A 26,747-nucleotide genomic window follows, 5' to 3' on the forward strand; every position below is an offset into this window, starting at 1 on the left:
GTTTGCAAAGACAACTGCCCTGCCTATGTTTTGCCAAATGTATTTACACCAAACGGTGACAATAAAAACGATATCTTCCAGCCTTTCGATTGCCCCGCATTTGTACAGTCGCTCGAATTCAGGGTTTTCAACCGCTGGGGAGCACAGGTGTATGATACCAAAGATGTCAACATCAACTGGAACGGAAAAAACAAAGCAGGGAAAGACCTCGCAGCAGGACAGTATTATTACGAAGTTTCCATTCAATTCGAATCGTCAAGAAAAGATGCCAAACCGACTATCCTTAAAGGCTGGGTGCAGATGTTGAGGTAAAACCCAGGCAAAGCCTGCTTTTTTCTTTCGATTACAAGTATTTCCTTTGTAGCCCCGCAGATTCAACTGCGGGGCTTTTTTATTCACTGTGAATACGATAAAATATAAATTATGAAAAAGGCATATATTTTCCCTGGCCAGGGATCTCAGTTTAAAGGAATGGGATTGGATCTTTATCAATCTTCTGATTCGGCAAAAGAATTGTTCGATAAAGCGAATACAATTCTGGGCTTTGACATTACCAAAATCATGTTTGAAGGAACAGATGAAGAACTGAAACAAACCAATGTAACCCAGCCTGCGATTTTCATTCACTCTGTTGCTCTTGCCAAAAATAGCAATGACTTTGCTCCGGACATGCTTGCGGGTCATTCACTTGGCGAATTTTCTGCTCTGGTGGCAGCAGGTGCACTTTCTTTTGAACAAGGGCTTTCATTGGTTGCCAAACGTGCCGATGCGATGCAGAAGGCATGCGAAATCCGTCCTTCCACAATGGCTGCTATTCTAGGTCTTGACGATAAGACAATTGAAGATATTTGTGCAGGAATTACCGACGAAATTGTTGTTCCGGCTAATTACAATTGCCCCGGACAGGTTGTAATTTCAGGAAGCATTGAAGGTGTAGAAAAAGCATGTGAGCTATTAAAAGCCGCCGGTGCCAAACGTGCACTGATTTTACAGGTAGGCGGTGCTTTTCACTCTCCTTTGATGGAACCTGCACGGGAAGAACTTGCGGCAGCAATTCATGCGGCAGAATTTAAATCACCGGTTTGTCCGGTTTATCAAAACGTCAATGCCAGTCCGGCAACAGATATAGCGATTATCAGGGAAAACCTTATTTCTCAGCTTACAGCGCCGGTACGCTGGACACAATCGGTGGAAGCAATGGTGGGTGACGGAGCAGGTTTATTCATTGAATGCGGTCCAGGAAAAGTACTTCAGGGATTGGTAAAAAAGATCGCAAATCAGGTTGAATTAAAAAGTATATAAATTTTTTTTCACCAAATACTTGACAAAACCAGATACGCGTATTAGTTTTGCACCACTATTAACAGTTCTGGCTGATGGTGTAATGGTAACACAGGACATTTTGGTTGTCTCGTTCAAGGTTCGAGTCCTTGTCGGCCAACAATAGTTAAGAAAAGCTCTTCATACTTATGTTTGAAGAGCTTTTTCAATTTTAGGGATTTCACATAAATTTCCCGTCCAGCTTCATTTTTCCAACCCACTTGTTTGGAATAATTTCCAATTTTCGATCCTTTTAAATCATATTTAGAAACCAATTTCGACAAAAAGGTGACATAGTGTAAATCCTTTGTACATTATTTTCGGATGAAATGTTACATTTACTATGTTTTAACCTAAACAGCACCCAAAAATGAAAATTGACAAAATTAAAAAGCGTGATCGAGAACGCACGAAAGGAAAAATCCTGAAGGCCGTCGGTGAAGTAATTGAACAATACGGAACCGACAAAGTAGGCGTAAACCTGATTGCGCGGACCGCAGGAGTAAATAAGGTGTTAATATACCGATACTTCGAAAGTGTAGACGGACTGATGGAACAATACGTAACGTCCGGCGAATACACTTCTACAACCGGTGATGAGTTTATTGAGAACATCGAACCCATTCCCACAGAAGATCGCAACAAAGCGTTGACAGATCTCATGCATACTTTTATCCATGACCTGAGAGAACGGAAAGCTACCCGTGATTTGCTCAGATGGGAGATTGGTACGGGGAAATCCATATTATCAGATGCCAAAAATGAGGTTGCCAACCGCGTTCTTGCGAAAATCGGAGAGATGCCGGACTTTGACGACACCAAAGGCCTGATGGCATTTATTACAGCCGGCATTTATTATATGGTTATAGCAACAGACCTAAGAAGTAAAATGATCGATATCGATCTTCATACGGACGAAGGCTGGAAAAGAGTCGAGAATATAATAGAACGGATCATTCACGATGTGAAAAACCCGGTTTAGAAAAAATGTCCTTCATTGCAAAATGGAGGACATTTTTTTTACCCTATGAAATTTGACGTTTTGGTTCACTTATATTTGTCTTTTAAATCACACCGATCAATTGAAACACACAGTTTGCTTTCACAAACAAGTTTGAAAGCGCTGATAAAAGAGTATGAGTGTACTAAAAAAGCTGGCCAGCGACACGGCAACCTACGGAATCAGTACCATGTTGGGTAGGTTTCTAAACTACATGCTGGTAGCACTTCATACTTCCCTGTTTGAGCCGGAGCAAATTGCCGCTCAAGGGCAACTTTATTCTTATGCTGGCCTTGCCCTTGTTTTATACACATTTGGTATGGAAACGGCATTCTTCCGATTTGCAAGACAGGAAGCCAACCGAAAAGAATATTATAATTTAATTCTGAGTGCGGTTACGATTGTCAGCCTCTTTTTTTCGGGACTACTATTTTTATTTGCTGAACAGACCGCCGTCCTGATAGAATATCCTGAAAGTGTGTCTATCGTCAGAATGTTTGCCCTAATCATGGCGATCGACGGAATCGTCTCCATACCTTTTGCAAGACTACGTCTGGAAGGCAAAGGCAAGAAATTTGTTGTGCTTAAAGTGGCCAATATTATAATCAATATTTCGCTCAACCTGTTTTTTCTAATCGTTTGCAGAGACATTCATGCCGGAAAATATTTATCTTTTCTAGGGCCGGTTATTGATATTTTTTACAATCCTCTACATGCTCCGGATTACATCGTTTTAGCCAATCTTATAGCGAATCTTGCTTTTTTATGGATGCTGAGAAAAGAACTGGCTGATTTTAAATTCGTTTTCAGCAAAGATCTGTTTAAGCCGGTCTGGGTTTATGCATTTCCGATTCTGATAATGAATGCAGGAGGAGTACTTAACATGCTTTTTGACCGGGCTTTTATCCAGTTTCTGCTTCCCAAAAACTTCTATCCGGGGCGAACCTCCGAACAAGCCATTGGAATTTATGTTCAGTGTTATAAGCTTTCGATCTTTATGAGTCTGGCAACGCAGGCTTTTAAGTATGCCGCAGAACCATTTTTTTTCTCAAAAGGTGAAGATAAAAATGCGCCACCCGTTTTTGCTAAAATTACCAAATGGTTTGTGATTATCTGTATTCTGATGTGGGTAGGCATAAGCCTGAACCTGGATTTGCTTGCAGAATTATTTTTGAAGAAGAAAATCTACCACGAAGGCCTTCCGGTAGTTCCCTGGCTGCTTGCGGGATATATGTTTCTGGGCATCTATTATAATGTTGCGACCTGGTTCAAACTGACTGATAAAACACAATACGGAACCTGGCTCACATTAACCGGTGCATTTATTACCATTTCACTCAGTTATCTTCTGGTTCCGCGGATAGGTTATCTTGGCTTTGCTGTTGCCTTTGCAGTTTCAGGTTTTTCGATGGTAGCCTTGTGTTATATTTTCGGGCAAAAGTATTATCCTGTGCCGTATGAAGTTCCTTCAGCTTTGATTTACGTTGGCTTGGGAGCCATTTTTATTGCCTGCTCTATGATGTACAAAATTCCTGACCTCTGGATTTCTGTTCCGGTTCATATGCTGGCATTTTTAGTCTTTGCGGCGATCTTATTTGTAGCCGAAAGAAAGAATATACCTTTTCTTCAAAAAGATAAATAAGAAAACTACCTGGCCATTTCCCGAAGTAATTTATTCGAAAACAAAAATTCCTGTAATTCCGGAACCGTCGTTTTTGTGATTTCTTCTTTTTTACCTTCCCAAAGTTTATCTCCCTGATATAAAAAGAAGATATTCTGTCCTATTTCCAGAACAGAGTTCATATCGTGGGTGATAATGATTGTAGTAATCTGATATTCCTCCGTAATTTCTTTAATCAACTCATCGATTTTAACAGACGTCAGCGGATCAAGCCCAGAATTGGGTTCGTCACAAAACAGATACATCGGGTTCATTACAATTGCCCGTGCGATACCAACACGTTTTTTCATCCCACCGCTGATTTCCGAAGGCATCCTTTTTGCGGCGGCTTCTAAGCCCACCCGCTGAAGGCAAAAAGCAACGCGTTCCTGCTTCTCACTGGCCGACTGATCCGTTAACATGTCCAGCGGAAAACGAACGTTTTCTTCTACCGTTTTTGAATCAAATAAAGCGCCACCCTGAAACAACACACCCATTTCTCTGCGGATAGATTGCTGAGTATCTTTATCGCTGTTATAAAAATCCCTGCCGTTATAAAGCACAGTTCCGGCATCCGGTTTGACCAGCCCGATCATGCATTTAAGCAATACACTTTTTCCGGTACCACTCCCGCCAATAATCAGGTTTGTTTCTCCTTTTTGAAAATTAGAAGTAATCCCTTTTAGTACTTCCTTTCCGTTAAAGGATTTTACGATATTGTTTATTTCAATCATGATTTCTAAAATTATAACAACAGCTGGGCAAGGAGATAATCTGCAATCAGAATCGAAATACAGCTATTGGTAACAGCCTGCGTACTGGATTTACCTACTTCTAATGCGCCGCCCGTTGTGAAAAAGCCCTGATATGAGGAGATAGTTGCGATCAGAAACCCGAAGACAAAAGGTTTTACGCACATAAAAAAGAGATTATACGGAACAAATGAGTCCCTGATCCCATTCAAATAATCACGCTCCGTGATCACGCCCGTTAATGTTCCGGCCAGATAACCGCCAAAGATCCCGAGAAAGGCCGCAAAGATTACCAGCATCGGAAACGTAAACATGGCCGCCATGACTTTGGGCAAAACCAAATAGGAAGACGAATTAATTCCCATTACCTCCAGCGCGTCGATTTGCTCGGTGATACGCATTGTACCGAGTTCACTTGCAATATTTGACCCTACTTTTCCTGCCAGTACAATACATGTGATGGTTGGTGCAAGTTCCAAAAGCTGCATGTCGCGTACAATCAATGCAACCGTTGAAACAGGAATAATAGGACTAACAAGGTTATAGGCAGTTTGAATACAGGATACGGCGCCGATAAACGTTGAAACAATTGCGACAATAAATATTGAACTCACCCCTATTCCCACACACTCTTCAATAAATCGTCGCCAGTAAACGGATAATTTTTCACCTTTGCCAAATAATGATCCTAAAAAAATGAAGTATTTACCGATAACAGACATAATATCTTAATTGTATTCAATATTTTCGGGAAAATTAGGCAAAAAAAGAAGCAAACAGAAAAATGAATCCATTAGTAATCGTTACAGGAGGTACAAAAGGTATAGGCAAGGCTGTTATCGAGCGTTTTTTGGAGGGCAATTGTGATGTAATTACCTGTGCCAGAAATAATATGGAGCTTTTTTCATTACAAAAAGAAATGAAAGACCGCTTTCCGGCTTCTCAGTTATTTTATAAAACCATTGATATGGCTGTCCGTGAAGAAGTCAGCGATTTCATTGTATTTATTCAGTCACTGGGCAGGCCCGTGATGGCCTTAATTAACAATACCGGTGTATTCATTCCTGGACAGGTCCATAATGAGGAAGAAGGCACTCTTGAAAAGACTATGGAGACCAACGTTTACAGTGCTTACCATCTTACACGAGGGGTTATAGCACACATGATCGAACAAAGGAAGGGCCATATTTTTAACATTTGCTCTACTGCGAGTATAACTGCCTACCCAAACGGAGGTTCATACTGTATTTCCAAATTTGCTTTATACGGAATGACCAAAGTACTTCGTGAAGAAATGAAACCGCATCAGGTTAAAGTTACCGCTGTGATTCCGGGCGCAACTTACACCGATAGCTGGCAGGGAACAGAACTTCCGGAAGAAAGATTTATTGCTTCGCAAGATATCGCTGAGGCAATCTGGTCGGCATTTTGCCTTTCTCCAAGGGCAGTTGTGGAAGAAATTTTGATTCGTCCGCAGTTAGGAGATTTAGATTGACTTATGAACAATAAGGCATTTTTACTAAATTGCCGCATTTTTAAAATTATTTATTAAACCCATATTTGATTTCATGGAACAGTACCTCGGTATAGACGTGGGCGGCACCAACGTAAAAATGGGGATCGTTGATGCTTCGGACGGAAGAATATCCAATTTTTATAGCCACGATACCGCAAGCTGGCGCAGTTCAGGCCACTTTATTGAAAGACTCGGCGATGCCATCGCGCTTCAGCTGGTTGAATATCCCTCAGTAAAAAAAGTGGGAATCGGAGTACCCGGCCTTACCGACCGTGCCCGTACCAAATTAATTGAAATTACTGCTATCCCGGAAATCGATGGTATTGCGATCGTTCCTGATTTAAAAGAACGCTTTCCTAATCATGATTTTTTTCTGGAAAATGATGCCAACGCTGCGGCATTGGGTGAATATTATTTTGGAGAAGACAAATTACCGGAAGACTATATTTTCGTAACACTCGGAACCGGCATCGGCGGCGCAGCCATTATAGATAAAAAGGTATTTAAAGGAGGAGGAGGAAACGCCATGGAGCCGGGCCATGTTCCTTCCAAAAACGGAAAGGTTTTGGAAAGAAATATTGGCAAAAAAGAACTGCTCGATATGGCCAACACGATGAGAGCAGCCTACACAGGTACTACCCAGCTTCCTTCTGACGGAACAATTTCAACAACCGGTTTGGTTGCTGCAGCTTCCGAAGGAGATGAACTTGCAAAACAGATATTTTTTGAAATGGGCTACCTGCTTGGAGAAGGCCTGGTTTCGATGATCCGTATTCTGGATATAACCACGATTCTTATCGGCGGCGGCATTTCAGCGTCATTCGAGTTTATTCTTCCTGCGATTAACGATCGTTTCCAGTACTGGTTAACACCGTACTATCTTAAAACAATAAATATTAAAAGAGCTACCTTAGCAAATGATGCCGGACTTTTAGGAGCAGCATCTCTTTGTTTTGACTGATAAATTTTAGCATCCCGTCTCTAGGGCGGGATGTTATTTTTTTAGAATTACCCCTGGTTGTGATTTACATACATTATCCTGATGAAATTATCTATAATAGTTCCTGCCTACAATGAAGAAAAAACCATACTTCGCGTATTGGAAAAATTAAGATCTATTGAGTTAATAGGTGGATTTCAAAGGGAAATAGTGGTTGTTAATGACTGCTCTTCGGATAACACCGAAGGTATGGTAAAACAATTTATATCTGAAAACCCTTTGGTCGAAATCAGCTATTTCAGGCATGAATATAACCAGGGAAAAGGTGCAGCACTCCATACAGGGATCCGCAGAGCAAGCGGAGATTACATTATCGTTCAGGATGCCGACCTGGAATATGATCCGGAAGAATTTAATATCCTCTTAAAACCTGTTATAGACGGTTATGCGGACGTAGTTTACGGGTCCAGATTTATGGGCGGCACGCCACACAGAATCCTGTTTTTCTGGCATACGATCGGAAATAAATTTCTTACATTTTTAAGTAACATGTTCTGTAACCTCAACCTGACAGACATGGAAACCTGCTACAAATTATTCCGCGCAGATATTCTAAAAAGTCTGAATCTGGTTGAAAAACGTTTCGGTTTTGAACCAGAGGTCACCGCCAAAATTTCCAAAGTTCCGAAAATACGGATTTACGAGGTAGGTGTTTCCTATTATGGCCGGACCTATGAAGAGGGCAAGAAAATTAACTGGAAGGATGGATTTAGAGCCATTTATTGTATTTTGAGATACGGATTGGGTAGTTAATATTCCACGACAAAGTTTCACTGGTTTCCTATCATAATTTCACCATAAGGTAAAAAAAATCTGACCGGACTTATCGAAATTAACTCATTTTTTCACAATAGTGAATTAATTTCAATCAACAGAAATTTAGAGGTTTAAAGTTGTCTACTGGCGATTGCTTTTGTATTTTTGTATTTGGAGTTACTAGTATATATCCAATATTCCTCTATCATTTGCATATCACACTCTCTTGTTTTGAAGTCCGGAGATTAGTCCCTTCAAAAACCCATGTCTGTGCGCGCTGAATTGGATTAAATGTTTTTGTTACCAGAGCGCCTATTCACAAAAATTACAGCACCCCGGCTCACTCAATTTGTTATGATAAAAACTATACTTTCCTTTTGTTTCATTTTCGTATCTTTTATTACAGTCCCAGGTTTTACACAAAAAATTAACTTTGTTTCCTTTGACAAGCTTCCGGCTGACAAACAGCTTTTTGCAAGGGACAAAAATAATGAAGGTGAAATCAACATTTCCGGTAAGGTTGAAGCAACGGGATACGCCTACGTTTCAGTAGTAAAGTATCGGAATAAAGTCAGAACCGGCTATCAAAAAAGCAATATTCAGTATACAGGTTCTGCGGCTCCTTTTCAATTCAGCACAAAAATTAAATCTGAGCTGGCAGAATATGCATTTGAGTTCTATGCCTGCAAATCTGCGACAGACTCTGTTAGAATTGTGAGGAGGGATGATGTTGTGGCAGGAGATTTTTACATTATTTATGGACAGTCGAATGCGGTAGCCTGGGAGGTTGACTATACTTATCGCAATGAATATTGCCGTTCTTTTGGATCTTTCCAGGGCGGAGCCACCACATGGGGATTGTCAAATGAGCTTACTCCTCGTGTTGGTATTTTTGGAATCGAATTTCAAAAACGAATTTCTGAAAAATATGGCTTCCCAACCTGTGTTATAAACGGAGCCACAGCCGGATCTTCCCTTCAAACTCTGCTGAACAGAATAGAAAATAACCACGCTGATACATCAACTCCATACGGCACATTACTCAACTATGCACAGCAGACTGGTTTATTGCCTAATATAAAAGGAATTTATTACTGGCAGGGTGAAAATGAAGCTGCCGGAGATAATCCTTTATCCTGGGCACCTTTGTTCAAGACCATGGTAGATCAATGGAAAGAAGATTATCCTAATGTCGAAAAAATCTATGTTTTTCAATTGCCTCTTTTTGGAGGTGGCGGTTATGATGACCGTATTGGCCAGTTCAGAGAGTCGCAACGTACATTAGATCGATTGTATCCAATTATTCAACCTTATGCTGCGCTCGGTGCCCCGGGATGGAACGGCTTTCATTATGGCTTGGAAGGATATCTTAAACTTGGCCAGGATCTTGCTGACATGGCCGGGTTTTATCACTATGGCAAAAAAGAAAAAATAACCTCCCCAAGTGTCCAAAAAATATTTTATTCTTCCCCTAAATCTGATGAAATCACCATGGTTTTTGAAGATTATCAGCAAATGGTGTATCCTAATGATACCATTAACAACAACATAGAAGGAAGCCTTGAACCTGTTTCAACCTATTCGGTTAAAGATTTCTTTTATCTTAACGGTGAGTGGCAAAAATTAAAATCGGGAAGAGCTGAAGCAAACAAAATTATTGTTGAACTAAAAACGGTAGGGAAAGATACCTTAATCAAATATCTGCCTTCAAAATACCATTATTCCGGGCTTCTTACTGCTCCATGGGTTTATATTGGCCCGTTTTTAAGAAACAGCAAAGGATTTCGGGCGTTTGCCTTTCATCATACCAAAATTTTCCCTTATACAAACCTGGGCACGCTTAAACTGGAAGGGAAGGATGAGCAAAAAAGTCTTACTCTCAGCTGGAATGCACTCCCAAATGTTAAAGGTTATATTTTGGAAAGGGTGAACAAAAAAGATTCTCTGCCTTCACACGAAGTCATGTATCTCCTGGCAAGCCAAACAGAATACACTGACGCAACCGCGAAAAAAGGAGTAGAATATACCTATTCAATCAGGGCATATACAGATCAGTCTGAATCTGCTATTTCTTCATTAATACTGACTAAACTGAGCGAAGATGTCCAGCCGGAAATAATGGTAACCGCGTTCCCGAATCCCGCAACTGAGCTTGTAAATATAACTTCCACGGCGTCCGGCATTGTAAAAATCGATGTCTACACCGTAACCGGAAAAAAGATCAAATCCGAAACTTACACAAGCCAGGATTGGGTTACTGTGCGCGCCGAAGATTTAAGCCGGGGGCAATATGTATTTAAAGTATACACAGAAGATGGCCTGGTTACCAGTAAACTGATATTACTGATGTAACGGTTTCGTATATTTCGTGAGCGCCCAGTGCTCATCAAACATGGCTACAAACCAAAGGATCATTATCATTGGCAATGAATATTTGTCCCAGGAAAGCTGCGCTTTACCCAATAGTAATACATTGAACAACACCACGCAACCTGCAAGGTTGAAATGAGGTGACACAAAACGCATCAGCGTAAGAAGCATCAACAGCCCGAAACAGATTTGTTTTAAAAAGCCGGTTATACCCACAGTCATAAAGAGCTGATCGATATAACCCAGATATGGCCAGGTAAAATAAGGATTGTATGCCTGTTTAGCAGGGAAAAACACGATCAATCCAAGAATGACAACCAGAAACAACACAAAAAATCTTGGATAATTTCGGGGATAATCAATGAAGTACCGCAATTTACCTGTTATCAACATTTCGGGGATTACGTAGTAAACGGCAAGGCAAACGGACGAATAAAGCACATATCCAAAATTATACTGAACAAGCTTATCGGAGTCATAATGCTGGTCGGCCATAACGGCGGCAGGTGCCGGGCCATGCCATAATATTACCCATGGGACAATACTTATTACAGCAACTGCATAGAGCATCCAGGTTTTGTTTAGGAACAGGCTGCTTACAAATTGCTTTACACCCGTGCTGTTTTTCAAAATCTGCAACAGTTCATACAAAACAATTGCTGCCGGAAAAGCAAGCATGTACTGCCGGCAACAAATACCGGCAATAAAGAATACTGCTCCTAAAATATGCCGGTTGTTAAGATAAGCAACGGTTCCTGCAAGTACGGCAACCATGGCAAAAATGTCGGTGTAATAAAAGACACTGATCAGGTAATAGTTTGGGAAAAGAATTAATCCTCCAAGACAAAGAAAAAACCGCCTGGAACGCTCCGGACTAAACCAGACAAACACCATCAGCAGTAAAAAACTGACTCCATAAGTCAGCAAACGGAGATACTGAATATTCTCACCAAGAAAATGAACTACCCAACCGCCCAGAATAAAAGGCAAAGGTGTGTTTAATTCATTGTAACTTTTTAGGAGATCAATAGAAGGAATAGGCTCCTGACTGAAAAAGACAGCCGTTGGTAAATAATGATTCTCATCCTGATATAGTGCTCCGTTAAAATTCTCTTTCAGAAAAAAAATGATAATGAAAACAAGGAAAAGAAATAGTGAAGTGTGTAGTTTTCTTGATTGCATGCTTAATGTTGATTTTAAACGAAATTTACCTCAGTTGTCAGAACAATGCCAAATTTTTCTTCAATTGATCGTCTGATTTTCTCCGACAACAATTTAATATCCTCTCCTTTTCCCCCGCCATAATTAACCAATACAAGTGCCTGTCGTTCGTGGACACCAATTTGTCCTTCACGATAACCTTTCCAGCCAGCCCGTTCGATTAGCCAGCCGGCCGGCACTTTCACTTTCCCGGGTCCCACCGGATAACCAGGCATCTCAGGAAATGTTTCTTTGAGCAACTCATATTGTAGAAGATCAATTTCCGGGTTTTTAAAAAAACTACCGGCATTCCCGATTTTAGCAGGATCCGGCAATTTACTTTGCCTTATCCTCACCACGGCATCACTTATTGCTTTGATTGACAAATTCTCCACTCCCATTTCTGCAAGTGTTTTTTTGATGTCGCCATATTCAATGTTGAAGTCGGGATTCTTTTTTAGTTTAAATACCGCTCCTGTAATGATGTATTGGTCTTTTAGCTCCTTTTTAAAAATGCTCTCTCTATACCCGAACTGGCATTCTTCCCAGGAAAAAATCCTCGTTTCCGCAGTTGCAATGGATATCGCGTAAACAGTTTCAATTACATCTTTAATTTCCACACCATAAGCACCAATATTTTGCATTGGAGCCGCTCCCACGGTTCCGGGAATGAGTGACAGGTTTTCAATACCGGCATAATTATGATCCACGCAGTAGTTTACAAAATCCTGCCAGACTTCGCCGCCTCCTACATACAGCCAGACAAACTCTTCATCTTCACGTATTGTTTCAGTTCCTTTAATCTGAGGATGTATCACCAATGCATCTATATCTTTACTAAAAAGAACGTTGCTACCTCCGCTTAAAATGAATTTCGGCGTTTGCTGATATTTTGTATCTCTCAATAAATCTGCAAGTTCCTCCACAGACTGTGGTTCCGCAAAATATCTGGCTTCTGATTCCAGACCGAAAGTGTTAAAATTCCGAAGAGATACGTACTGCTTAATTTCCATGAACTGTTGTATTTGATACAGCAAAGTTAGGTATTACATTCAAAATAGCGTGAATTGGTGATTCTTCCATTTTTGGTTAAGTTTGTGCGCTCAATCCGAATCTTTCCAGACATGCTGCTGAAAAATAAATTTCTTTACTGGACTTTAAATCTGGCATTACTTGGCGGAGTGTTTGGCTGCAGCAAAAAAGCTGCGGTAAACTCTTCCGGCAGTGACTACAGAGAAGATCTTTCCGCAGTGCGGCCTCGTTTTGAATCAGTAGAAAAAACGACTGAAAAAACGCCTGAAGCAAAAAAACAGCCCGTAGTACCAACAGCAAAACCTGGCAACGACAAACCATTGTATGTCAATAAAAAACTGGAAGCAGCTTTGGATTCACTTTCAAAACAAAATAAGTCCATTCGTTACATAAGTGGCTACCGCATTCAGCTTTATGTAGGAAACGTGAGACAAGAAGCAGATGGTGCCAAATCATTCATTTATCAGGCTTTTCCGGATTTAACTCCATATGTGTCTTATTCTCAGCCGACTTACAGAGTGAAGGCCGGGGACTTTATGTATCGGAGTGATGCCGAACAGTATCTTGAGCAAATAAAAGAACAGTATTCTTCCGCAGTCATTTTAGCTGACCGGGTTGAAATAAAGAAAAGTCTGATGCTAAATCCGACCGTGGATTAACACTCCATTTAAGTTTATTAATTATTTCTATACATACGATTGACAATGAAAAAGGCACTAATTACAGGTATTACCGGACAGGACGGCGCTTACCTGGCCGAGCTACTTCTGAGCAAAGGCTACGAAGTACACGGAATCAAGCGGAGAAGCTCTTTATTTAATACCCAGAGAATAGACCATATCTATGAAGATCCGCACGAAAAAAATATTCGCTTTCACCTTCACTACGGTGATCTGAGTGATTCTACCAATATTATCAGAATCATCCAGGAAGTACAGCCGGATGAAATTTATAACCTGGGCGCCATGTCGCATGTTCAGGTAAGTTTTGAAGAGCCGGAATACACTGCCAACGTGGACGGCATAGGCACTTTGCGAATTCTTGAAGCAGTGCGTCTATTAGGTTTAACTCAGAAAACAAGAATTTATCAGGCATCAACTTCGGAATTGTACGGCTTGGTGCAACAGGTTCCACAATCAGAAACCACTCCGTTTTATCCGCGTTCGCCTTACGCAGTAGCCAAGATGTATGGTTATTGGATCACGGTGAATTACCGGGAAGCTTACAATATGTATGCTGTAAACGGAATTTTATTTAACCATGAATCTCCGCTGCGTGGTGAAACTTTTGTAACCCGCAAGATTACCCGTGCAGTTGCCCGCATTGCTTTGGGATTACAGGATAAAATTTATCTGGGAAATCTGGATGCACAGCGCGACTGGGGTCATGCGAAGGATTTCGTAGAAGCTATGTGGCTTATTCTACAGCAGGAAGTAGCAGAAGATTTTGTAATCGCAACGGGCGTAACAACCCGTATCCGCGATTTCGTCAGAATGGCCTTTGCAGAAGTGGGCGTGGAACTGGAATTTTCCGGAGAAGGTGAAAAAGAGATTGCAAAAGTCGTAAAATGTAATAATCCCGAGTTTCAGATTGAAGCCGGCAAAGAAGTTGTAGCTGTTGATCCGCGTTATTTCCGCCCGACCGAAGTTGAATTATTGATTGGCGATCCAACCAAATCGATGACCAAATTAGGCTGGAAACCAAAATATGATCTTAAAGCACTTGTAAATGATATGGTAACAGCAGACGTTGCCTTATTCAAAAAAGATCGTCTTTTAGAAAACAGCGGTCACCGTGTTCCTAATTATTACGAATAAAATATTGATCCATTCAAAAACAGAGAACCCGGTGAAATCAGATTCACCGGGTTCTCTGTTTACTACTGAACTATAATTCAGAAACTTATAAAATTGCCTTTGTAACCTTCGGTATTTTTTTACCGGTTTTGATCAAAACTTCCGGAGTCTGGTAGCCAAGTAATTCTTTCACCACCTTTCCGTCAGGATCGATGAAAAGTAAGGTAGGATAGCCCTGCAATGGATATTTTTCTGCAAGCATGGGACCTTCACCACTCTCCATATCAAACTTCACATTAATGAAATCCTTATTGAAAACCGCTGCAACATCAGGACGTGTGAAGACATTTTTCTGAAGTAATTTACACGGGCCACACCAGGTAGTATATGCATCAAAAAAGATTACCTTATTCTCCGCTTTGGCTTTTTTCAAAATCTGAGCCCAGGTTCCGGAGGTAAATTTAATTCCCTTTTCAGGAGCGGTCATTTCCTTTTTTCCGCCATCATATGCGAATACTGAGGTTACCGCCAGCATAAGCGCCAGCATAAAAAATACTTGTTTATAAATTCTCATTTTCATATTTGTTACAAATTGAACAACAGTATAACGAAAATAGTACTTTGTTTTATTTTAAGTAAAAACAAATCCTTCCGGATAGGTTCCAAAATTTTTCAAATTTTCCCATATCGCAGCACGCAATTCAGACCTAAGAAAAGAATAAGTACCTTTGCAGCCAAATAATTATATATCAAATGAAAATTCAGGAAGCAAAATACGTCATGAGCAATTCGGATTATGAGAAATGCCCTGCACCGAATATGCCTGAATATGCCTTCATTGGCCGTTCCAATGTGGGTAAATCATCGTTGATCAACATGTTGGTTGAAAAAAAGTCGCTTGCAAAAACTTCGCAGCAACCTGGAAAAACCCAACTGATTAATCACTTTGAGATCAACAATGCCTGGTATCTGGTCGATTTACCGGGTTATGGTTATGCAAAAGTAAGTAAGTCAGAGCGGGAAAAATGGGAAAAGATGATCGGCGATTATCTGCATAACAGAGAAAATCTGCTTTGCACCTTTGTGCTTGTGGACATCAGGCACAGCGCATTGGCTGTTGACCTCGAATTCATGGAAGGCTTAGGAGAATCAGGAATCCCTTTTCACATTATTTTTACAAAAGCTGATAAACTGAAAGCCTATCAGATCGAAGCACAGTTGAAAGCCTACACAGAAAAACTGTCCGAATTATGGGAAGAAGTCCCTCCTATTTTTGTTACATCGGCCGAAAAAAATGAAGGCAGAGAGCCCATTCTGAAGGCAATAGAAAGTTATAATGCTACGTTTTCAAAAAACCCATAGGAATTAAGGTTGTTTACGGTTGAATCTTTCTGTTATTTTGCGGAAAATTAGATTGGCTGTAAGCATGTTTATGATCTTAAAAACGGCTAAAAAATCCTAATAAAAACTAATAGTAAGAAAGAATGAGTGATAAAGCAGAGACAACCGGAATGGATTTGTTGAAGGAGATAGCCAATGTTTCCGGTAAAGGCGGGCTATTTCGCATTTTGAAACCAAGCCGTGCAGGTGTAATTGTCGAAAGCCTGGATGAAAAACGTGAAAAAACATTAATCGGCCCAACGGCACGTGTATCTGTTTTAAAAGATGTTTCGATTTTTACGGACGGAGAAGAAGAATCCGTTCCTTTGGCGGACGTTTTCCTGAAAATCAGAGAAGTTCATGGCGAAACTATTGATTTGCAGCTTAAATCTTCATCCGACAAAGATCTTATCGAGTTTCTAAATAAGATCCTCCCTGATTTTGATAGATCAAAAGTTTATATTTCTGATATTAAAAAAATTATTACCTGGTATAATGTATTGTCAAAATACACACCGGAACTGTTTGTAGAAGCATCTTCGGGAGTTACAGAAGATGCAACGGAAGAAGTTCCTGCTGCCGAAGCGGAAGCTCCGGAAGAAAAAACAAAAGCATAAATTAAAAAAACTTAGTGCATAGATGCCAAAGCCCTGTCGGTCAGACGGGGTTTTTATATTATCTTCAAGATAGATTGAAAGCCTGCTCTACAGGTATCAATCTCTTCTTATTCTGAATATGATACAAAAGATCAAGATAGAAAACTACAAATCCATTCAAAGCCTGGACTTTGAATTAGGACGCTTGAATGTAATCATAGGTGAAAATGGGAGTGGGAAAAGTAATATTCTTGAGGCGATTGCTATGGGATCGGCAGCTGGTGAACACAAACTAAGTAATGATATTTTAGCTTCTAGGGGAATCAGGATTACTGATCCGGTTTCTATGAAATCTGGCTTTTCAAAAGATACTTCTCAGGGAGATATTGAAATCAATTTTAATGACTCAGCTGGTAAATCTTACAATCATTCTTTAAGTCATGATGTAGAAAATCCTTTCTCCGAGTGGGAGGATCATGGGGCCGTTGCGCTTGGAGATTTACGAGCTACGGATCTTGATGAAGAAAGTCCGGTTTTTAAATCGCGTAATGGGAAGATTATAAAATCGGAGATTGGATTTAATCAATTGTTAAGAAAGTCAAGCAGAAAAATTTATTCTAATTTTCTCATATATGCTCCTGAAAATTATGCCTTACGACAATTTCAGGAAGAGGCTCAAATTGAACCTTTGGGAATCCGGGGAGCAGGTCTGTTTAAATTACTTTCAATCTTGAACAAGGATCGGCCTGACCAGTTCCAGAAAATAAGGGAACAGTTAAATTTAATTGACTGGTTTGACGGTTTCGAGATACCAGGCGATCTTCAGTTTACAGAGAGAAGAATTCGAATAAAAGACAGATTTCTTGAAGATGGTCTTGAATACTTTGACCAACGCAGTTCAAATGAAGGTTTTTTATACCTATTATTTTATTTTTCTCTTTTTATAAGCGATTACACCCCCAATTTTTTCGCAATCGATAACATTGACAACTCATTGAACCCCAAGCTTTGTGCTGAACTAGTCAAGATTTTAGCTAGACTGGCGAAGGAACATAATAAGCAGGTCATTCTTACTACTCATAATCCTGCAGTTTTGGATGGGTTGAACCTGAACGATGATGAGCAAAGATTATTAGTTGTTTATCGAAATGCGTATGGACATACCAAAGTAAACCGTATTCTACCTAAATCACTTCCGGAAGGCTCCAATCCGGTAAGACTATCTGAGCAATTTCTCCGGGGATACATCGGTGGTTTACCCAAAAACTTTTAAGGATGAATCAGTTTGGATTAATTGGCGAAGGAATAACGGACCAGATTGTTATTGAGAATCTTCTTATTGCAAGTTTTTCTGACCCGGATATTTTAGTCACTTATTTACAACCATTAAGAGATGCAACCAATGATTCCATGGCCTTATCAGCTGGAAACTGGCATAAGGTTTTAGAATATTGCGGTTCTGAAAATTTTAAAGACTCCTTTCAAAGCCTGGATTATATTATTATTCAAATCGATTCTGACGTGTTTTTATCAGGAGAAGTTCAGGAAAAATATCGGAACATTATTAACTCGTCTGATAGCTGTGAAGTTATAGTAGACAAAATGAAAGGAATCATTATTGGTGCTATCGGAGAAGACTTTTACAACGGTGTTATAGAAAGAATTATTTTTGCCATTTGTGTACACTCTATAGAATGCTGGCTATTACCCATTTATTATCCTACGCAAAATGCAATAGCACGGAAAATTACAGGCTGCCGGGAAAAGTTAAATCAGATTCTACCTCAAAAGGAAGGATTTTATATACATGAAAAAAAACCAAAATACTACAGAGATATTTCAAAAAAATACTTTAAAATGAGGCCAAACGATTTACAAGGGCTGCGAAAATGAATCCTAGCTTAAATACATTTGTCTCTTCGCTTGAAAATTTTAAAGTATGAATCTCCCCTCTTACATCGACCATACCCTCCTAAGCCCGACTGCAAGGGAGACGGATATCAGGAAACTGTGCGAGGAGGCGTGGATTCATCAGTTTAAAGCCGTTTGCGTAGCACCAACCTATGTTGGCTACACAAAGGAAATGATGGAGTTTTGTCCTGTCAGAATTGAAATTGCGACCGTTATTGGTTTTCCGCTAGGGTACTCGACAACGGCAACAAAAATGGCAGAGGCAGGTAATGCACTTGCAGACGGAGCGACGGAACTGGATGTGGTCATGAATATGTCGCACTTTAAATCCATGGCCTATTTGAGCGTGCGTGAAGAGTTGAAAGGATTGGCTGAACTGGCACATATCAATAATGCCATTCTCAAAGTAATCATAGAAACAGCCTATCTTGATTCTTTCGATTTGTATACGGCTTGTGAAATATGTGCTGAAGCGAAGGTTGACTTTGTAAAAACATCAACCGGGTTTGCCCCACAGGGTGCGGAAATTGAAACTGTTCGAAAAATGAGGAGTATTCTGCCTGCCCATATAAAAATTAAGGCTTCCGGCGGGATTCGTTCTTATGAACAGGCAATCGCTTTTATTCAGGCCGGAGCGGACCGAATAGGTACATCAGCCGGTGTTTCAATTATTGCCGGGGTATGACAAAGCGTGTACTTCTTCTCAGCAGCGTACACCCAGCGACCGATCCGCGTATCCTTTACAAGATTGCGCCGACGCTCCTTGCTGATTATGAAGTATTTTGTGCCTTGCCAGGTGCCGGTTACAATGATCGGAATGGTCTAAAGATGATCCGTTTGCCGCAGTATAAAGGACTTCTGGCAAGGTTGATACTTGCACATCCGGTTGTTATATGGAAATGCCTGCGACTGCGTCCTGACCTGGTTCATATTTTCGTTCCTGAATTAATCCCGGTTGCTCTTTTATTTCAATGGCTGGGAGCGAAAATCATTTATGAAGTGCAGGAAAATCTATACAAGAAATTTGAGATAAAGGGTTATAATAACAATTTGATTTTTAGAAAGTTGTTTAAATATTTTGATCTCTCTGCCAGAAAAAGATTTAACTGCTTGTTTACAGAGGACGCATATCTGAAAGAATACCGAAATTTGGCCAAACCGTCGGCAGTTGTTCACAATTATGTATCTCTGGCTTTTACAGACAAATATTCAAAAGGAACTGAACATGACGGTTTTGCAAAACCCGCCTTTTTATACTCCGGAGTTATATCCATGGAGCGAAGTTTTGACACAATCGTTGCCGCTTTGGTTTTATTGAAAAAGAAATATCCGGTTTTTCTGGTTCATTTATTTGGACCCGTTCGATTTAGCCGGGACGAAGCGGAACAGTTACCAGGATATGCTTATGTTAAGGAACATTTGATTTTTTATGGATACACCGATCTTCGTTTGGTATTAAAATATGCGAAACAATGTGTAGCCGGAATAGCATTGCTAAAACCAGTCGCCGACTATCCCGATTCATTTACTACAAAGCTGTTTGAATACATGGCATTAAAATTGCCTGTGGTAACATCTGACTTTCCATTATATCAGGAGGTTGTTGAAATATCAGGCTGCGGTTTTTGTATTTCTCCGTATGATTCACAGTTACTGGCAGACAAACTGGAATGGATCATTGGCAATCCTGAAAAAACCCTTGAAATGGGTAGAAATGGCCGAAAATCGGTGGAAAGTGATTATAATTGGGAAAACGAGAAAAAAAACCTGTTGTCATTTTATAAAACAGTACTTAACTGAGTAAAAACAAGATACACATACGAATTGATATAATTTTACAACTTTATTATTGAATTGTTCAAATATTAAATACTACGTTTTCTACGAAATATTTAACTTTCGGAATTAAAAAGATTTTTAGTTTGCGGAGTCAACTTCTCAACCATGTATATTAATACGATTAGTCACTATTTACCAAGCGAAATTATTGGTAATGAATACTTTACAAATTTAAACAATCTTTCAGACGAGTGGATTGTCTCGCGTACCGGAATTTCAGAACGCCGCAAAGCTTCTCCTGGCGAAAATACTACCACAATGGCTATTCAGGCTGTTGAAACACTTCTTGAAAGTATCCCATATAGCAAAAATGAGATAGACCTGATCGTAGGTGCTACTTACACACCTTACGATACGATTGTTACACTTGCCCACGCAGTTCAGCATCAGCTTCAGATTCCAGATATTCCCGTAGTGAGCATTTCCTCGGCATGCTCTTCCTTACTAAATGCGATTGAAATTGTTGAAGGCTACTTTGCAATGGGTAAAGCTTCCAAAGCAATTGTTGTTGTTTCGGATCATAACACGGCTTATTACAATGAACTTGACACCGTATCAGGGCACCTTTGGGGTGACGGCGCTTCGGCTATGCTGATCTCAAAGGAACGGCAAACCAAGTCTGATATGCAGATTAAAAAGATTATTACAGGAGGCGCAGCAACCAGCGGAAAGGCAATCGAAGCAGTTGTACTTCGGCCCAATGATCGTGGTGTTGTGATGCCTTTTGGTCGTGACGTTTTTCAGAATGCCTGTATTTATATGCCAAAGGTGAGTCAGCAGGTTTTACAGGATTGCGGATTAACAATCGATGATCTTGATTACCTGATACCGCACCAGGCCAATCACCGCATTAGCCTGAATGTCATCAATACATTGGGTATTCCTGTTGAAAAGTTGATATCAAATATTCAGTACCTGGGAAATACCGGCTGTGCAGGCTGTGCCATCGCACTATCAGAGAACCAGGATAAATTTAAATCCGGTGAAAATATTGTCATCACAGTGTTTGGCGGCGGTTATTCTTACGGAGCCATGCTGTTGACGGTGTAGGAATTCAATAAAAAAAGCCTTTCTGCCTGATTTCAGATCAAACAGAAAGGCTTTTTTTATTTCAAACTAAAAAATTAATTTATTTCCTGCTCAGCAAATTTTGCAGGCTTCCATACATTGTTTTCAGGAGCAACGTCCGGAAGACTTTTATCCGGATCAATCGTTACCGACCGGATAGGCTGCGTAGTCGTGCTGCGGAATGTCCAGCTTCCACCTCTCTGCCATATCTCAACCGGAAAATCTACACGCGTTTTTTTACCGCTAACTTCTTCAATTTCCACCTTGGCAGGCATCGCCCACTGATTCAGGTTTTCTATTGTGATCAAAGATCCCTTTTGTGGATTTTGCTCGATGTAGGTAACCTGTTTTACGCTTTGGTCAAGTTTGTAATTTTCAAAAAACCAACCTTTCCAGAACCAGCCCAAATCTTCACCAGCTGCATCTTCCATGGTACGGAAAAAATCGTAAGGAGTTGGATGTTTAAAAGCCCAGCGTTGTACATACATTTTGAAGGCATAGTCAAAACGGTCTTTTCCAAGAACCTGCTCTCTTAACATTCTTAGGCCAAGTGCAGGTTTATAATACGCCTCCCACCCAAGGTTTGATGGTTGAATAACTTCCGGAATCGTCATGATCGGATCAGCTTTCGGACGGAAGATGATCGGAGCCAGGCGGTGCAGATTATTCATCTGTGAATCTTTAAATTCTCCGTTATTGAAATTGTCTCCTGATAGAAAGTTAATGAATGTATTAAATCCTTCATCCATCCATGCATATTTACGCTCGTTGTTGCCAACAATCATGGGGAACCAGTTATGACCAAATTCGTGGTCTGTAACGCCCCACAAATCCTCTTTCCTGCTTTTGCTGCTGCAAAATACTATTCCCGGATATTCCATGCCCCCTACAATTCCGGCTACGTTTGTAGCAACAGGATAGGTATATTCATGTACATAGGATGAATAAAATTCAATACACCCTTTTACATATTCTGTTGAGCGGCCCCATCCGTCAGCTCCGCCGTCTTCAGCAGGATAAGCCGATTGCGCCAAAGCAGTTTTTCCGTTTGGCAGATTCATCTTTGCTGCATCCCAAACAAAAGCTTTTGAAGTTGCCCAGGCGATATCACGAGCCTGTACGCATTTGAAGCGCCACGTAAGTGTTCCGGATTGTTTTGGTCTTGAGGCAGGATTTGTAACTTCCTCAGCCGTACGGATCATCACTGTCTCGTTGCTTTTTGCAGCGTCTGCAAGTCTTTTTCTTTGCTCTGCTGTAAGTACCTCATTTGGATTTTGCAGCGCTCCTGACCCTACAACGATGTGATCCCAGGGAACAGTTACATTATATTCAAAATCGCCGTACTCCAGGTAAAACTCACCTGCTCCAAGATAAGGAAGTAAATTCCAGCCTTCGATATCATCAAATACAGCCACTCTCGGATACCATTGAGCCATTTCGTAAACAATACCGTTTTTAGTTTCAAGTGTTCCCATACGGTCTGAACCATATTCAGGAATTTTGAAAGAATAGGCGATCTTAATTTTGATCACATCTCCGTTGCCTTTTACAGGTGTAGCCAGACGAATTTGTAACCTTGTATCGGTCACAATATAATTGGCAGTAACGAATTTGTCTTTGCCTTGTTGTACTTGTACCGATTTAAGCGAATCACCGCCACTGAAACCGGTATTCCCAAAACGTCCGCCTGTTACCGGAGTTGTCTTGCCACCTCTCGACTGGTCGTTAAAAGCATTTTGATCTAGCTGGAGCCAGATAAATTCCTGGTTTTCCGGACTGTTATTTTTATAAGTTATTTCAACGTCACCGCTCACAATTCCCTTTTGTTCATCCAGGGCAACATTAATTTTGTAATCAGCGCGGTTCTGCCAGTATTTTGGTCCCGGAGCGCCGCTTCCTGTGCGGTATTCACTGCCAGGCTGAAAGTTGAATAACGGATGGAAAAGCACGTGCGCATCATATTTAGCTTTGTCGGCTTCCTGGGCAAAAACCCCCGAAAAACTCAGACAGCATAGCGCTATGATGCCGAAGCGAATTTTTGAAATTTTCATTCGAATGAAGATGTATTAAAAAGATGTTATTGTAAACGGACAATATAACAGTTTTCGCGTTTTTTAGGATTAAAAATTTCATTTTTAATAGTCAATACCGACTTTTACAAAGAACTTCCCAAAACAAAAGCCACCTATGCGCAAGCGCCTTACCATTGAAAACTACAAAAATGGCATCCTGGCGGGCGATCGCATCATTCTTAGCCAGGCTATAACAATCATAGAAAGCGGACTAACCCAGGACAGAAAACTTGCTTCTGAACTGTTGCATGAGATATTACCTGCAACCGGAAATTCGCTTCGTATCGGTATCACCGGTGTGCCGGGTGTAGGAAAAAGCACTTTCATCGAAGCTTTGGGAAAACACATCACATCCCTGGGAAAACACCTGGCTGTGTTAACCATTGATCCTTCCAGCAAACGATCAGGAGGAAGTATCCTCGGTGATAAAACCAGGATGGAGCAACTCTCCCACGACCCGCTTGCTTACATCCGTCCTTCTGCCGCTAATCTGTCTTTGGGCGGAGTAGCGCGAAACACGAGGGAGACTATCCTGCTTTGCGAGGCGGCAGGCTTTGAGGTTATCATTGTAGAAACCGTTGGTGTCGGACAATCGGAAACACAGGTAAAAGGCATGACCGACTTTTTTCTTTTACTGATGCTCGCCGGCGCAGGGGATGAACTTCAGGGTTTAAAAAAAGGAATTATGGAAATGGCTGACGCCATAGCCATTAATAAGGCTGACGGAGACAATAAAACCGCAGCCGCTTTGGCAGTTCAGGAATATACCAATGCTCTTCATCTATTCCCAAAATCTGAGTCCGGTTTTGAATCAAAGGTAGTTTCCTGCTCTGCGCTGGAGCAGACCGGAATCAGCGACATCTGGAACATCATTTTAGCTTATCAATCATCCGCTAAGACAAGTGGGTTTTTATATAAAAACCGTCAGAGTCAAAATCTGGAATGGATGTATGAATTTATCCGGCAAACACTCGAAATGAGTTTTTACGGAAAACCATTAGTAAAAAAAGCGCTCAGAACAGTAGAAAAGTCGGTAGTTTCGGGATCTGAATTACCGGTTAAAGCAGCGCAGGATTTGCTTGATCTTTTCTTCAGAGAAGATATCCTTGACTAAAAGCGAACATGGCAAATCAGGTCATTTTAACAAAAATACCATTCTAAGGCAATTTTTCAGGTGATTTATAACGTTAGATTATAAAGACACTCAATCATCCATTTCTCCGTTATGAAATTCTACAAAAATGTAACTAAAATTCTTACCCTGTCGCTTCTTGCCTTTGCGCTCATATTCGTATCATGCAAAGATGATGACAAAGAACCCGAAACTGTTGATAATAATGAAATTGTAGGGAAATGGAAATTTTCTGCCATTGCACCCGAGACAGCAGGAACCAATATTGGCGATCTGAGCTTAATCACTACTTTGGTTCCATGTGCTTTCAGCCTGACACTAACGTTTGAATCTAACAACAAAGTCACACCTGCAGACTGCGAATTAGCTGTTCAGGGCCTTGCTGCTGCTGGATTTTTAACTGTCGGCCAGGACACGAAATGGAAGGTCGAAAATAATACACTCAAACTTACCAATGGCACTACCGTACAGACTTTACCCTTGCAGCAAAGTAGTAATCTGATGAAAATTACGGTTAATACGAACACAACCGGATCGGGAGCTGCCGTAAACGCTGTGCTAACATTTACAAGAGTTTAAAAGTAAAGGTTTAATTACAGCAAAAGCGGCCGCCCTGAAAGTCAGAGCGGCCGCTTTTGCATTTGTTTTCAGCTTTTATTTTCCTTCTCCGATTACCGGATTATTTTTATCAAACCACAAGCGCTGCGTGCTCAATGCCTGCACCGTACGATCACCCGGAGTGAATCCCTGCTCAGTCTGGCTTTTCAGCCAGTTTTCATTGTTGGTTCCAAGTGCGGGCTCATCTACCCAGTAACGACGCGGAATCGGTTCGTTAAATTTATCTCGGGGATAGTAAGTTGAGCTGTTCTTCGGATAGCCTGTACGTCGAATGAAAGTAAACGCTTCTGTTGGCAGGCGCATAAAATTCAGATATTCCTGAATGTAAATTCGTTCCAGATTATTTACTCCGTTGAATTTAACAGATGTTTGAGCCAGATAGGCCGTAATCTGTGCTTCAACAGTGCTTTGGGTAAATCCTGTTGTAGACAAAGCTGCGACTGCAATGGCGTTCATGGTGCGAAGCGATGAGGCAACACCTTTTTTATACCATTCTTCTGAAGTTCCTTTCGTATTCAAACCTGCACCATACCCTTTTTCGATCAACTCAGCAATATAAAAACAAGTTTCAGCACTCGTAACCAGGTAGTCGTGGAATGTACCTAGGCCACCGTTCCGCCTTGGTGCAAAAAACACTTTGTTGATCGATGACATTACCACCAGTTTACTTGTTCCTACTGTCAGCGGATTTTTGTAATACTGTGCCGTAGCAGCATCGGTAGTCCAGTCTGCCGGACCACCCTGATAACGAATCTGGGTATCTGTTGCTGAGATAAATGCAGGCAATGTTACTTTGTATTTTTTAATTGAATCCAAATTGGCTGCGGTAAGATCGTTTGGACTAAAATACATCTGAAGGCGTGGATCGTTTGTCGTTTTGAGAAAGCTGACAATCGATTTTGTCGCGTAACGCGCACTGCGGTAATCAATGTCGCCGCCAATGGGGTTACTGTTTGGATCAAGATATGCAAACTGATCTTCGTCAGCCGTGATCGGGCCGACCGCATTTTCCATTACTTCTTTGAAAATCTGAGTCGTTTTAGCCTTGTCCTGGCCTTCATAACGCACAGCAATACGAAGTTTTAAGGAGTTGGCCAGTTTCACCCATTTTGTCCAGTCGCTATGATAAAAAATATCCGCATTCCCATAAGTCAACTGGTCAGTTGAAGAAGCAACTAGATCCGCAATTGCGGTATTCAGTTCTGCCAGCCAGGTGTCATAAAGTTTCTGCTGCCCATCATATTCAGGTTTAAAATTACCCTCGGACCGGCCCAAACCAGCTTGTGTATATGGAATAGATCCATTCATATCGCTTACGTGCAAACCGTAAAAAATACCGGCAACATAGGTGGCCGCCCTCATTTTCTGATAGCGCTGTTTGTCCGCCTTTAAGTCAATCTGGCGACGAATTTCTACCAGGTTAGGCAATACATTGCTGTAAAAATTGCCATATCTCGAATTGATGTTTGTAGACAGCTCATAGGGATCGGTTGTCATGTGCTGGGTAAAACGAAGCAGCTGTTCCAGATTTTCCCAGATCCACTCCGACCCGCTTGACGGAAGGCTGTTTAGTGAGTATGTAAAAAGATACTTCGGATCCGGATCAGTTACGACGCTTGGATCCGTATTTATCTCGGCGAAATCATTGGTACAGGAATTAGACAGCAGCAGCGTACCGGCCAGCATAATTCCCGTTGCCCATTTTATGGTTATATTTTTCATTTAAAAT

Annotated in this window: 26 protein-coding genes and 1 tRNA gene; 20 read left to right on the plus strand and 7 right to left on the minus strand. The window is 40.9% G+C overall.

The window, feature by feature from the left end; all coding sequences use genetic code 11:
- From E0F88_RS28965 to E0F88_RS28985, 5 genes are all read left to right on the plus strand, one after another.
- Window positions 1-312: T9SS type B sorting domain-containing protein (locus E0F88_RS28965; protein ID WP_131961839.1), on the plus strand; the 312-nt coding region annotated here is incomplete at its 5' end.
- A gap of 111 nt (window positions 313-423) precedes the next feature.
- Complete coding sequence (gene fabD / locus E0F88_RS28970; RefSeq protein WP_131961840.1) at window positions 424-1,302, plus strand: ACP S-malonyltransferase; 879 nt, start codon at window positions 424-426, stop codon at window positions 1,300-1,302.
- A 68-nt stretch (window positions 1,303-1,370) separates the two neighbouring features.
- Window positions 1,371-1,441, plus strand: a tRNA-Gln gene (locus E0F88_RS28975).
- Between the two features lie 249 nt (window positions 1,442-1,690).
- A complete protein-coding gene (locus E0F88_RS28980; RefSeq protein ID WP_131961841.1) occupies window positions 1,691-2,302 on the plus strand; it encodes a TetR/AcrR family transcriptional regulator in 612 nt (203 codons plus the stop codon).
- 154 nt (window positions 2,303-2,456) lie between these two features.
- Window positions 2,457-3,962 (plus strand): lipopolysaccharide biosynthesis protein, encoded by a 1,506-nt coding sequence (locus E0F88_RS28985; protein ID WP_131961842.1) that lies wholly within the window; start codon window positions 2,457-2,459, stop codon window positions 3,960-3,962.
- Between the two features lie 5 nt (window positions 3,963-3,967).
- Here E0F88_RS28985 and E0F88_RS28990 read toward each other — a convergent pair whose 3' ends face one another.
- Window positions 3,968-4,714, minus strand: coding sequence for an ABC transporter ATP-binding protein (locus E0F88_RS28990; RefSeq protein WP_131961843.1), 747 nt, complete (start codon window positions 4,712-4,714; stop codon window positions 3,968-3,970).
- An 11-nt stretch (window positions 4,715-4,725) separates the two neighbouring features.
- Window positions 4,726-5,454, minus strand: a complete 729-nt coding sequence (locus E0F88_RS28995; RefSeq protein WP_131961844.1) for an MlaE family ABC transporter permease — start codon at window positions 5,452-5,454, stop codon at window positions 4,726-4,728.
- A gap of 62 nt (window positions 5,455-5,516) precedes the next feature.
- Between E0F88_RS28995 and E0F88_RS29000 the strand changes: the two genes are divergently transcribed.
- From E0F88_RS29000 to E0F88_RS29015, 4 genes are all read left to right on the plus strand, one after another.
- Window positions 5,517-6,227: an SDR family oxidoreductase gene (locus E0F88_RS29000; protein WP_131961845.1), complete on the plus strand. Its 711-nt coding sequence runs from the start codon at window positions 5,517-5,519 to the stop codon at window positions 6,225-6,227.
- A gap of 73 nt (window positions 6,228-6,300) precedes the next feature.
- Entirely contained in the window at window positions 6,301-7,209 is a 909-nt protein-coding gene (locus E0F88_RS29005; RefSeq protein WP_131961846.1) for an ROK family protein, read from the plus strand.
- A gap of 81 nt (window positions 7,210-7,290) precedes the next feature.
- A complete protein-coding gene (locus E0F88_RS29010; RefSeq protein WP_131961847.1) occupies window positions 7,291-8,001 on the plus strand; it encodes a glycosyltransferase family 2 protein in 711 nt (236 codons plus the stop codon).
- 357 nt (window positions 8,002-8,358) lie between these two features.
- Window positions 8,359-10,356 (plus strand): T9SS type A sorting domain-containing protein, encoded by a 1,998-nt coding sequence (locus E0F88_RS29015; RefSeq protein WP_165940178.1) that lies wholly within the window; start codon window positions 8,359-8,361, stop codon window positions 10,354-10,356.
- On the opposite strand, the gene E0F88_RS29020 is transcribed toward E0F88_RS29015, so the two are convergent.
- Both E0F88_RS29020 and murB read right to left on the minus strand, forming a co-directional pair.
- The gene (locus E0F88_RS29020) at window positions 10,345-11,556 is read right to left on the minus strand and encodes a Dol-P-Glc:Glc(2)Man(9)GlcNAc(2)-PP-Dol alpha-1,2-glucosyltransferase (RefSeq protein WP_131961849.1); all 1,212 of its coding nucleotides are present in this window, start codon (window positions 11,554-11,556) and stop codon (window positions 10,345-10,347) included. The two genes, E0F88_RS29015 and E0F88_RS29020, sit on opposite strands and share 12 nt — an antisense overlap.
- Before the next feature lie 14 nt (window positions 11,557-11,570).
- Window positions 11,571-12,587, minus strand: a complete 1,017-nt coding sequence (gene murB / locus E0F88_RS29025) for a UDP-N-acetylmuramate dehydrogenase (RefSeq protein ID WP_131961850.1) — start codon at window positions 12,585-12,587, stop codon at window positions 11,571-11,573.
- Between the two features lie 111 nt (window positions 12,588-12,698).
- Between murB and E0F88_RS29030 the strand changes: the two genes are divergently transcribed.
- Window positions 12,699-13,265 carry an SPOR domain-containing protein gene (locus E0F88_RS29030; protein ID WP_229213948.1) on the plus strand — a complete coding sequence of 189 codons (567 nt, stop codon included), beginning with the start codon at window positions 12,699-12,701 and terminating at the stop codon, window positions 13,263-13,265.
- A 45-nt stretch (window positions 13,266-13,310) separates the two neighbouring features.
- Complete coding sequence (gene gmd / locus E0F88_RS29035) at window positions 13,311-14,423, plus strand: GDP-mannose 4,6-dehydratase (protein WP_131961852.1); 1,113 nt, start codon at window positions 13,311-13,313, stop codon at window positions 14,421-14,423.
- A gap of 85 nt (window positions 14,424-14,508) precedes the next feature.
- Here gmd and E0F88_RS29040 read toward each other — a convergent pair whose 3' ends face one another.
- Window positions 14,509-14,982, minus strand: coding sequence for a thioredoxin family protein (locus E0F88_RS29040; protein ID WP_131961853.1), 474 nt, complete (start codon window positions 14,980-14,982; stop codon window positions 14,509-14,511).
- 173 nt (window positions 14,983-15,155) lie between these two features.
- On the opposite strand from E0F88_RS29040, the gene yihA reads away from it, so the two are divergent.
- From yihA to E0F88_RS29075, 7 genes are all read left to right on the plus strand, one after another.
- Window positions 15,156-15,764, plus strand: a complete 609-nt coding sequence (gene yihA / locus E0F88_RS29045; RefSeq protein WP_131961854.1) for a ribosome biogenesis GTP-binding protein YihA/YsxC — start codon at window positions 15,156-15,158, stop codon at window positions 15,762-15,764.
- 122 nt (window positions 15,765-15,886) lie between these two features.
- Window positions 15,887-16,399, plus strand: a complete 513-nt coding sequence (locus tag E0F88_RS29050) for a DUF5606 family protein (protein WP_131961855.1) — start codon at window positions 15,887-15,889, stop codon at window positions 16,397-16,399.
- Between the two features lie 118 nt (window positions 16,400-16,517).
- Entirely contained in the window at window positions 16,518-17,651 is a 1,134-nt protein-coding gene (locus tag E0F88_RS29055; RefSeq protein WP_131961856.1) for an AAA family ATPase, read from the plus strand.
- A gap of 2 nt (window positions 17,652-17,653) precedes the next feature.
- The gene (locus tag E0F88_RS29060) at window positions 17,654-18,271 is read left to right on the plus strand and encodes a phage tail protein (RefSeq protein ID WP_131961857.1); all 618 of its coding nucleotides are present in this window, start codon (window positions 17,654-17,656) and stop codon (window positions 18,269-18,271) included.
- A gap of 46 nt (window positions 18,272-18,317) precedes the next feature.
- Window positions 18,318-18,974 carry a deoxyribose-phosphate aldolase gene (deoC, locus tag E0F88_RS29065; RefSeq protein WP_131961858.1) on the plus strand — a complete coding sequence of 219 codons (657 nt, stop codon included), beginning with the start codon at window positions 18,318-18,320 and terminating at the stop codon, window positions 18,972-18,974.
- The gene (locus tag E0F88_RS29070) at window positions 18,971-20,089 is read left to right on the plus strand and encodes a glycosyltransferase (protein WP_131961859.1); all 1,119 of its coding nucleotides are present in this window, start codon (window positions 18,971-18,973) and stop codon (window positions 20,087-20,089) included. Before deoC ends, E0F88_RS29070 begins: the two co-directional genes overlap by 4 nt.
- A gap of 144 nt (window positions 20,090-20,233) precedes the next feature.
- Window positions 20,234-21,178, plus strand: coding sequence for a 3-oxoacyl-ACP synthase III family protein (locus E0F88_RS29075; protein ID WP_131961860.1), 945 nt, complete (start codon window positions 20,234-20,236; stop codon window positions 21,176-21,178).
- A 74-nt stretch (window positions 21,179-21,252) separates the two neighbouring features.
- Here E0F88_RS29075 and E0F88_RS29080 read toward each other — a convergent pair whose 3' ends face one another.
- Window positions 21,253-23,247, minus strand: coding sequence for a M1 family metallopeptidase (locus E0F88_RS29080; RefSeq protein ID WP_131961861.1), 1,995 nt, complete (start codon window positions 23,245-23,247; stop codon window positions 21,253-21,255).
- 136 nt (window positions 23,248-23,383) lie between these two features.
- On the opposite strand from E0F88_RS29080, the gene meaB reads away from it, so the two are divergent.
- Both meaB and E0F88_RS29090 read left to right on the plus strand, forming a co-directional pair.
- Window positions 23,384-24,382, plus strand: a complete 999-nt coding sequence (meaB, locus tag E0F88_RS29085; protein WP_131961862.1) for a methylmalonyl Co-A mutase-associated GTPase MeaB — start codon at window positions 23,384-23,386, stop codon at window positions 24,380-24,382.
- Between the two features lie 111 nt (window positions 24,383-24,493).
- Window positions 24,494-24,979 carry a hypothetical protein gene (locus E0F88_RS29090; RefSeq protein WP_131961863.1) on the plus strand — a complete coding sequence of 162 codons (486 nt, stop codon included), beginning with the start codon at window positions 24,494-24,496 and terminating at the stop codon, window positions 24,977-24,979.
- Between the two features lie 75 nt (window positions 24,980-25,054).
- On the opposite strand, the gene E0F88_RS29095 is transcribed toward E0F88_RS29090, so the two are convergent.
- Window positions 25,055-26,740: a SusD/RagB family nutrient-binding outer membrane lipoprotein gene (locus E0F88_RS29095; RefSeq protein ID WP_131961864.1), complete on the minus strand. Its 1,686-nt coding sequence runs from the start codon at window positions 26,738-26,740 to the stop codon at window positions 25,055-25,057.
- Window positions 26,741-26,747 lie beyond the last annotated feature (7 nt).

It is taken from the genome of Dyadobacter psychrotolerans (genome assembly GCF_004349265.1).
GTDB lineage: Bacteria > Bacteroidota > Bacteroidia > Cytophagales > Spirosomataceae > Dyadobacter > Dyadobacter psychrotolerans.

Bases quoted from the DNA above. Each gene is read 5' to 3' on its own strand.
- E0F88_RS29005 (WP_131961846.1), top strand. From the start codon at position 6,301: ATGGAACAGTACCTCGGTATAGACGTGGGCGGCACCAACGTAAAAATG.
- E0F88_RS29060 (WP_131961857.1), top strand. From the start codon at position 17,654: ATGAATCAGTTTGGATTAATTGGCGAAGGAATAACGGACCAGATTGTT.
- E0F88_RS29040 (WP_131961853.1), bottom strand. From the start codon at position 14,982: ATGAAAATGAGAATTTATAAACAAGTATTTTTTATGCTGGCGCTTATG.
- E0F88_RS29090 (WP_131961863.1), top strand. From the start codon at position 24,494: ATGAAATTCTACAAAAATGTAACTAAAATTCTTACCCTGTCGCTTCTT.
- meaB (WP_131961862.1), top strand. From the start codon at position 23,384: ATGCGCAAGCGCCTTACCATTGAAAACTACAAAAATGGCATCCTGGCG.
- E0F88_RS28990 (WP_131961843.1), bottom strand. From the start codon at position 4,714: ATGATTGAAATAAACAATATCGTAAAATCCTTTAACGGAAAGGAAGTA.
- E0F88_RS29075 (WP_131961860.1), top strand. From the start codon at position 20,234: ATGTATATTAATACGATTAGTCACTATTTACCAAGCGAAATTATTGGT.
- E0F88_RS28985 (WP_131961842.1), top strand. From the start codon at position 2,457: ATGAGTGTACTAAAAAAGCTGGCCAGCGACACGGCAACCTACGGAATC.
- E0F88_RS29055 (WP_131961856.1), top strand. From the start codon at position 16,518: ATGATACAAAAGATCAAGATAGAAAACTACAAATCCATTCAAAGCCTG.
- E0F88_RS29015 (WP_165940178.1), top strand. From the start codon at position 8,359: ATGATAAAAACTATACTTTCCTTTTGTTTCATTTTCGTATCTTTTATT.
- yihA (WP_131961854.1), top strand. From the start codon at position 15,156: ATGAAAATTCAGGAAGCAAAATACGTCATGAGCAATTCGGATTATGAG.
- E0F88_RS28980 (WP_131961841.1), top strand. From the start codon at position 1,691: ATGAAAATTGACAAAATTAAAAAGCGTGATCGAGAACGCACGAAAGGA.
- deoC (WP_131961858.1), top strand. From the start codon at position 18,318: ATGAATCTCCCCTCTTACATCGACCATACCCTCCTAAGCCCGACTGCA.
- E0F88_RS29050 (WP_131961855.1), top strand. From the start codon at position 15,887: ATGAGTGATAAAGCAGAGACAACCGGAATGGATTTGTTGAAGGAGATA.
- E0F88_RS29070 (WP_131961859.1), top strand. From the start codon at position 18,971: ATGACAAAGCGTGTACTTCTTCTCAGCAGCGTACACCCAGCGACCGAT.
- gmd (WP_131961852.1), top strand. From the start codon at position 13,311: ATGAAAAAGGCACTAATTACAGGTATTACCGGACAGGACGGCGCTTAC.
- E0F88_RS29020 (WP_131961849.1), bottom strand. From the start codon at position 11,556: ATGCAATCAAGAAAACTACACACTTCACTATTTCTTTTCCTTGTTTTC.
- E0F88_RS28995 (WP_131961844.1), bottom strand. From the start codon at position 5,454: ATGTCTGTTATCGGTAAATACTTCATTTTTTTAGGATCATTATTTGGC.
- E0F88_RS29095 (WP_131961864.1), bottom strand. From the start codon at position 26,740: ATGAAAAATATAACCATAAAATGGGCAACGGGAATTATGCTGGCCGGT.
- E0F88_RS29030 (WP_229213948.1), top strand. From the start codon at position 12,699: ATGCTGCTGAAAAATAAATTTCTTTACTGGACTTTAAATCTGGCATTA.
- E0F88_RS29010 (WP_131961847.1), top strand. From the start codon at position 7,291: ATGAAATTATCTATAATAGTTCCTGCCTACAATGAAGAAAAAACCATA.
- fabD (WP_131961840.1), top strand. From the start codon at position 424: ATGAAAAAGGCATATATTTTCCCTGGCCAGGGATCTCAGTTTAAAGGA.
- murB (WP_131961850.1), bottom strand. From the start codon at position 12,587: ATGGAAATTAAGCAGTACGTATCTCTTCGGAATTTTAACACTTTCGGT.
- E0F88_RS29000 (WP_131961845.1), top strand. From the start codon at position 5,517: ATGAATCCATTAGTAATCGTTACAGGAGGTACAAAAGGTATAGGCAAG.
- E0F88_RS29080 (WP_131961861.1), bottom strand. From the start codon at position 23,247: ATGAAAATTTCAAAAATTCGCTTCGGCATCATAGCGCTATGCTGTCTG.